We start from the raw sequence: 6985 nt of genomic DNA, 5'->3' as shown, positions 1-6985 counted from the left end.
ACCCGTGAGGGGCCACATTGCCCCGGGTGYCGATACGAACAATCCGGTAGAGCCGACCGTTGGTCGGCTGCACCGCGCGGAGCGTGGTGCATGTATCAGGTATCGCGGCGCCGGGAGGGAGGGCAGCCGACCAACGGTCGGCTCTACCTGGGAGGGACCACATTGCGCAGGGCGCCGATACGAACACCCCGGTAGAGCCGACCGTTGTTCGGCTGCACCGCGCAGAGCGCGGTGCATGTATCAGGTATCGCGGTGTCGGGAGGAAGAGCAGCCGACCAACGGTCGGCTCTACCCGTGAGGGGCCACATTGCCCCGGGTGCCGATACGAACAATCCGGTAGAGCCGACCGTTGGTCGGCTGCACCGCGCATGGCGCGGTGCATGTGTCAGGCATCGCGGTGTCGGGAGGGAAAGCAGCCGACCAACGGTCGGCTCTACCCGTGAAGGACCACATTGCCCCGGGTGCCGATACGAACAATCCGGTAGAGCCGACCGTTGGTCGGCTGCACCGCGCAGCGCGTGGTGCGTCGATCAGGCATCGCGGCGCCAGGAGGAAGGGCAGCCGACCGTCGGCCGGCACGTCCTACGTCAATGCGAACGCTGCACCGCATAACGGGCCAGCCCGCGCAGGGCGGCGACGGCGTCGTTGTCGGCCAGGCCGTCGAGCGCGCGCTCGGCGGCATCGGCGTATTCCACGGCGCGGGCGCGGCTGTATTCCAGGCCGCCGGTGGCGTGGATGGCGGCCAGCACTTCGGGCATGGCGTCGGCGTCGCCGTTCTGCACGATCGCGCGCAGGCGCTCGCGGGTGGTCGCGTCGGTATGCGCCATGGCGTGGATCAGCGGCAGCGTCGCCTTGCCCTCGGCCAGGTCGTCGCCCAGGTTCTTGCCCAGCTCGTCGGCGTTGGCCGAGTAGTCCAGCACGTCATCGGCAATCTGGAAGGCGTAGCCCAGCGCCATGCCGTAGTCGTACAGCGCCTGCTGGGTGGCCTCATCGACCCCGCTGGCCAGCGCGCCCAGGCGGGTACCGGCCGCGAACAGCACGGCGGTCTTGCGCTCGATCACCCGCAGGTAGGCCGCTTCGTCGGTATCGGGGTTATGCACGTGCAGCAGTTGCAGCACCTCGCCTTCGGCGATGCGGTTGGTGGTGTCGGCCAGGATCCGCATGACCGGCATGCGGTCCAGCTCGACCATCAGCTGGAAGCTGCGCGAGTACAGGAAGTCGCCCACCAGCACGCTCGGCGCGTTGCCCCACAGGGCATTGGCGGTACTGCGGCCGCGGCGCAGGTTGGATTCGTCCACCACGTCGTCGTGCAGCAGGGTCGAGGTGTGGATGAACTCGATGATCGCCGCCAGCTGGTGGTGTTCGGGGCCGGCCTGGCCCACCGCGTGGCCGGCCAGCATGACCAGCATCGGCCGCAGGCGCTTGCCGCCGGCGGAGATGATGTGGTCGGCGATCTGGTTGATCAGCACGACATCCGAGGACAGTCGGCGGCGAATCAGCGCATCGACGGCGGCCATGTCGGTCGCGGCGAGCGTCTGGATCTGGGGCAGGGCCAGCGCGGGGCGGGTGTCTTCGGTGATGGTCATGCGGTCTGACTTTCAGGCTTGACCTTAATTATAGGCGGTGCCGTCGTGTTTCGCCCGCGAAGGCCGGTCGCGGCCCGCTGCCCGGCGGGCGGGGGGTCATCCGGCCCGCCGGAGGGGTGGGCGGCGCCCGACCGTGACCCCGTCGACCGGTGGTCCCGCAGGCCGGCCCGGACCGCGCCAGTGCGGCGTATGACGTGAATACGTATGCATGCAGCGCCATCGCAGAAGGTGCAGGGCTAAGCTTGTCGGGTTCGTTTTGGCACCCCGTTCGGCGGGTGCATGGAAGCCCGGAGGGGGGCCCTCGATGTCGCAGACTCCATGGTGGCGCGGTGCCGTCATCTACCAGATCTACCCGCGCAGTTTCCTCGACGCCAACGGCGACGGGGTCGGTGACCTGCCCGGCATCATCGACCGGCTGGAGTACGTGGCCGCGCTGGGCGTGGACGCCATCTGGGTGTCGCCGTTCTTCACCTCGCCGATGGCCGATTTCGGCTACGACATCGCCGACCATCGCGACGTGGACCCGCTGTTTGGCACGCTGGCCGATTTCGACCGGCTGCTGGCCAAGGCGCATGCGCTGGGCCTGAAGGTGATGATCGACCAGGTGTTCAGCCATACCTCGATCGACCACGCCTGGTTCCGCGAGAGCCGCCAGGACCGCACCAATCCGAAGGCGGACTGGTACGTGTGGGCCGACCCGCGCGAGGACGGCACGCCGCCCAACAACTGGATGTCGATCTTCGGCGGGGTGGCCTGGCAATGGGAGCCGCGCCGGGAGCAGTACTTCCTGCACAACTTCCTGGCCGACCAGCCGGACCTGGATTTCCACAACCCGGCGGTGCAGCAGGCCACGCTGGACTACGTACGCTTCTGGCTGGACCGGGGCGTGGACGGGTTCCGCCTGGACTCGATCAACTTCTGCTTCCACGACGCGCAGTTGCGCGACAACCCGGCCAAGCCGCTGGAAAAGCGCGTCGGCCGTGGCTTCAGCGCGGACAATCCGTACGCCTACCAGTACCACTACTACAACAACACCCAGCCGGAGAACATCGGCTTCATCGAGCGCCTGCGTGGGTTGCTGGACGAATACCCGGGCACCGTGAGCCTGGGCGAGATCTCCGCCGAGGACTCGCTGGCCACCACCGCCGAGTACACCGCGCCGGGCCGCCTGCACATGGGCTACAGCTTCGAGCTGCTGGTGAAGGATTTCAGCGCCGGCTACATCCGCGACACCGTGTCGCGGCTGGAAGCGACGATGACCGAAGGCTGGCCGTGCTGGGCGATCTCCAACCATGACGTCGAGCGTGCGGTGACTCGCTGGGGCGGCCATCCGGCCCAGCCGCGGCTGGCGCGGATGCTGGTGGCGCTGCTGTGCTCGCTGCGTGGCTCGATCTGCCTGTACCAGGGCGAGGAGCTGGGCCTGGGCGAGGCGGACGTGCCGTTCGAGGCGCTGCAGGATCCGTATGGCATCACCTTCTGGCCGAACTTCAAGGGCCGCGACGGCTGCCGCACGCCGATGCCGTGGATCGATGCGCCGTTGGCGGGGTTCACCAGCGGTGAGCCGTGGCTGCCGATTCCGGCCGAGCACCGCGCCGCAGCGGTGGCGGTGCAGGAGCACGACCCGCACTCGGTGTTGAACGCGTTCCGCCAGTTCCTGGCATGGCGCAGGACGATGCCGACGCTGCTGGTGGGCGACATCGTCTTCCTGCAGACGGCCGAGCCGGTGCTGATGTTCGAGCGCCGGCATGCGGGGGAGACGCTGCTGCTGGCCTTCAACCTGGCGGCCGACACCGCGCACGTGGCGCTGCCCGCCGGCAGCTGGCAGCCGATGCACGTACCGGGCCCGGACGTGGGCCAGGCCGACAACGGCACGCTGGTACTGACGGCGCAGTCGATGTACTGCGCGCGCCTGGGCTGATTCGATTTCCGGTGGTATTGAGAGGGCGGGGCTTGATGGCCTCGCCCTTTTTTTGTCTTCTCCCCGGTCCAAGGGCAATGTGGATCTGGTGGTGTCTTCGCTCGGGCGTGCCGCGATCCGAAGGGCTCCGTAGCCGCCGGCAGGCCCCTGGCGCAAATGTCCCCCGGCCGCGTGGCGGCCTCCTCCTTTATTTTGCCCAGGGGCCTGCCGGCGGCCACGGAGCTCGGCGTGCGGTGCGCAGCAGGAAGCGCGACTTTTCTGGCGCTGGTCGGTGGGTCGGGCGTTGGGTCCCGATGCCCTTGGAGGCGAAATAAAGGGGGAGGGGGCGGCCGTAGGCCGACGCCGGAGGACATTCGCCGGAAAGGGTATCGGGGCCCAACGCCCGACCCGCCGACCGCCGCCACCGTTCATGGCACAACAAAAAACCCCGCTACCGAAGCAGCGGGGTTTTTGTTGGTGCGGCTACCGCAGGATCAGAACTTGTAGTTCACGCCCAGCATGTAGGTGCGGCCCCACTCGATGTATTCCAGCGGGCGGTCCTTGGTGCCGGCATAGGTGCGGTACGGCTCGTTGGTCAGGTTGCTTCCCTGCAGCAGCAACGTCAGCCCGTGCAGACTGCTGTCGTCGGCGAAGGTGTAGCTGATCTGCGCGTCGGTCACGTTCTCGCCCACCACGTAGCGCAGCGTGCGGTTGCCGTTGAAGTTGCCGATCTCGCCAATGAAGTCCGACCGCCGACGCTGGCTCACGCGGGCCTCGAACCCACTGCGCTCGTAGTACGCAGTGAAGTTGTACACCCGCTTGGACAGACCCGGCAGACTGATCGGATCGCTGCCCACGCTGGACGCACTTTCCGGGTCCAGGATCTCGATGTTGCTGTCATTGAACGTCGCGCTGGCCTGCACGCCGAACCCGCGCAGGCTGTCGGTGAACATGTCCAGCGGGAACGACGCCGTCAGCTCCAGACCCTTCAGCTTGCCGCCCTTGCCGTTCTCCGGCGAGGAGAAGGTGCCCGTGGTCAGCAGCGGCGCGGTCATGCCCGGCGGAATCACGTAGCTGGCCAGCAGGTCGCTGAAATCGTAGTCATCGCGCGACTGCGTGTACACGTACGACTTCAGATCCTTGTAGAAAATCGCCGCCGCGACATAGGCCTTCTCCCCGAAGTACTTTTCATACGACAGATCCAACGCATTGGCGCGCCACGGATCCAGCAGCGGATTGCCGCCGCTGCCGCCCGGCTTGCCGGTGGCCGTATCCACGCCGAACTCCAGGCCGGCGCGCATCTGGTCCACGCGCGGACGTGCCACCTGCTTGGCCGCGGCGAAGCGCAGCGTCTGCTGGTGCGGGAACATGAACACCAAGTTCAAGCTCGGCAGCCAGTCGGTGTAGGTCTTGCCCGCATCGATCGGCAGCACTTCCTGGCCCGCGGGGCGCGACCGGTCGAAATAGTTGGACTGCGAACTCTGGTCGGTGCGCACCATCTGCACGCCGATGTTGCCGCGCACACCCACCGCGCCGATGTCGGTATTGATGTTGGCGCGCACCCAGGCCGTGCTCGTCTTCTCCTGCACCGTCCACGCCTTGGGAATCAGGTAGTCCAGGTTGGTGACCGGGTTGAACACCATGTAGCGGTCCACCGCGCCCGGCACGTTCCAGGCCGGAATGGTGCCCAGCCCGGCAAAGCCCAGGTTGACCGGACGGTACTGCAGGTCGCCGGCGATGTTGGCATCGCCTTGGTCGCCAAGCAGGATGTTGCCTTCGGCCTGGGTCTTGTCCTTGCGGCGGTCGGCGTAGTTGACGCCCACGTCCACGTCGGCAAACCACTTCATCGCCTCGGGCAGCGCGAAGGTGGCCTGCAGGCGCGCGGCCTTCAGGCGGTCTTCCACCTGCGGCACCTTGCCGTAGCCGGAGCCGTAGATGGTGTTGGTCAGGAACAGCGCATCGGGGTTGGAATAGTCCAGGCCCGGGCGGATCTGCGAGAACCCGTTCGGGTTCACCACCACGCCCACCGTATCCAGCTGCGGCATCGGCGTGAGCTGCAGGTTGTTTTCCAGGTTCAGTTCGTCGCGGGTGGCCTTGGAGTAGTTGACGTCCGCCACCACCTTGACCGATTCGAAGTTGAACTCGTTGTTCCAGCCAAACGCGTCGATCTTGTCCTTGCGCTTGTTGTACATGCCGCGCACCAGCGGATACACGCCGCTGGCCACGCCACCGGTGAAGGTGCCATCGGCATTGACCTGCGGGGTGCTGATCAGCAGGCCCGGGGTGTAGTTGCCGTTGTAGTTGCTGAGATTGAGCTCGAACTGGTTGGCGGTGTCGATCTGCTCGGCTTCGGTGTGGAACGCATCCAGGGTGCTGGTCCACACGTTGGACGGGCGGAACTGCACGGTGGCCATCACGCCGTCGCGCTTGGTGTTGCCGGTGCGGCGCAGGGCCTTGATGCCGTCGGAGAACACTGTGCCCGGGGCAAGCCCGGGGCGGTTGCCGTTGTCGGTATTTTCAGTGGTCCACGGCTCGTACAGGCCCACCTGGTTTTCCTGGATCGGCATGTCGCTGTGCGCGTAGCCGATCGCAACACCCCAGGTGTTGTCCATGAACTGGTCGATGTAGCTGGCGCTGAAGCGGTTGCCGTAGGGGTCGACGTTGGCCGCCTTGCCCAGCGAACTCTTCTGGTAGCGGCCGCTGACGGCGATCACGCGCTCGGCGAAGCTGAGCGGGCGCGCGGTCTGCATGTCGATGGTGCCCGACAGGCCCTGGCCGACCAGCGCCGCATCGGGGGTCTTGTAGACCACCACGCCGTTGACCAGTTCCGAGGGGTACTGGTCGAATTCGACGCTGCGGTTGTCGCCGGTGCTGACCACTTCACGCCCGTTGAGCAGGGTGGTGGCGAAGTCCGGCGACAGGCCGCGCACGCTGATCACCTGGGCACGGCCGGCCACGCGCTGGGCAGCCAGGCCGGGCAGGCGCGAGATGGATTCGCCGATGCTTACGTCGGGCAGCTTGCCGATGTCTTCGGCCGAGATCGCCTCGACCACCGAGGTGGCGTCCTGCTTGATCGCAATGGCGTTCTCGATGCCGCGGCGGATGCCGGTGACCTGCACGGTGTCCAGGTTGGTGGCCGCGGTCCCGCTCGGCGGGGTGGCGGTAGTGGGTTCGGCGGTCTGCGCCGACGCCATCAACGGCGTCAGGGCGACGGCCAGCGCGATACTCAGCGCGCTGCGCTTGCGGTTCAACATTTTCCCCTCCCAGGCAATGTTGCCAATCGATTTTTTGGTTGCCCGGAGAACCGGGAGCGTCACGGCACGGTGGCCGTTGACTGCGTGGCTATGGTAGGCAGCGGGTCGGCTGCGGGAACCACCCTGCATACGTATTCAATGGCATTTCAGCGGCTGTAAGCGGTTACAGCTGCGTCATGGCGCCCGCACCGACGCACACGCGCCCGGTAGGTGCCGACCGTTGGTCGGCACGCCGTATCCACGCACGG

3 protein-coding genes are annotated in these 6985 nt (G+C 66.9%); 1 reads left to right on the top strand and 2 read right to left on the bottom strand.

The features are described 5' to 3' along the window. Positions 1 to 587: 587 nt before the first annotated feature. Entirely contained in the window at positions 588 to 1586 is a 999-nt protein-coding gene (locus tag AC1DCJ_RS19695) for a polyprenyl synthetase family protein (RefSeq protein ID WP_137188830.1), read from the bottom strand. A gap of 304 nt (positions 1587 to 1890) precedes the next feature. Here AC1DCJ_RS19695 and AC1DCJ_RS19690 point away from each other — a divergent pair, with 304 nt between their 5' ends. Continuing rightward, complete coding sequence (locus AC1DCJ_RS19690; protein ID WP_478071739.1) at positions 1891 to 3504, top strand: alpha-glucosidase; 1614 nt, start codon at positions 1891 to 1893, stop codon at positions 3502 to 3504. A 473-nt stretch (positions 3505 to 3977) separates the two neighbouring features. Here the strand turns inward: AC1DCJ_RS19690 and AC1DCJ_RS19685 are convergent, their stop codons facing one another. Next, positions 3978 to 6737, bottom strand: a complete 2760-nt coding sequence (locus tag AC1DCJ_RS19685) for a TonB-dependent receptor (protein WP_428710610.1) — start codon at positions 6735 to 6737, stop codon at positions 3978 to 3980. Positions 6738 to 6985 lie beyond the last annotated feature (248 nt).

This window comes from Stenotrophomonas sp. 10N36, assembly GCF_056395005.1.
This window is presented reverse-complemented; position numbering and strand designations above follow the sequence as displayed.

What these genes read in the sequence shown, in the direction of transcription:
- AC1DCJ_RS19695 (WP_137188830.1), bottom strand. Translation starts at nt 1,586, where the DNA reads ATGACCATCACCGAAGACACCCGCCCCGCGCTGGCCCTGCCCCAGATC.
- AC1DCJ_RS19685 (WP_428710610.1), bottom strand. Translation starts at nt 6,737, where the DNA reads ATGTTGAACCGCAAGCGCAGCGCGCTGAGTATCGCGCTGGCCGTCGCC.
- AC1DCJ_RS19690 (WP_478071739.1), top strand. Translation starts at nt 1,891, where the DNA reads ATGTCGCAGACTCCATGGTGGCGCGGTGCCGTCATCTACCAGATCTAC.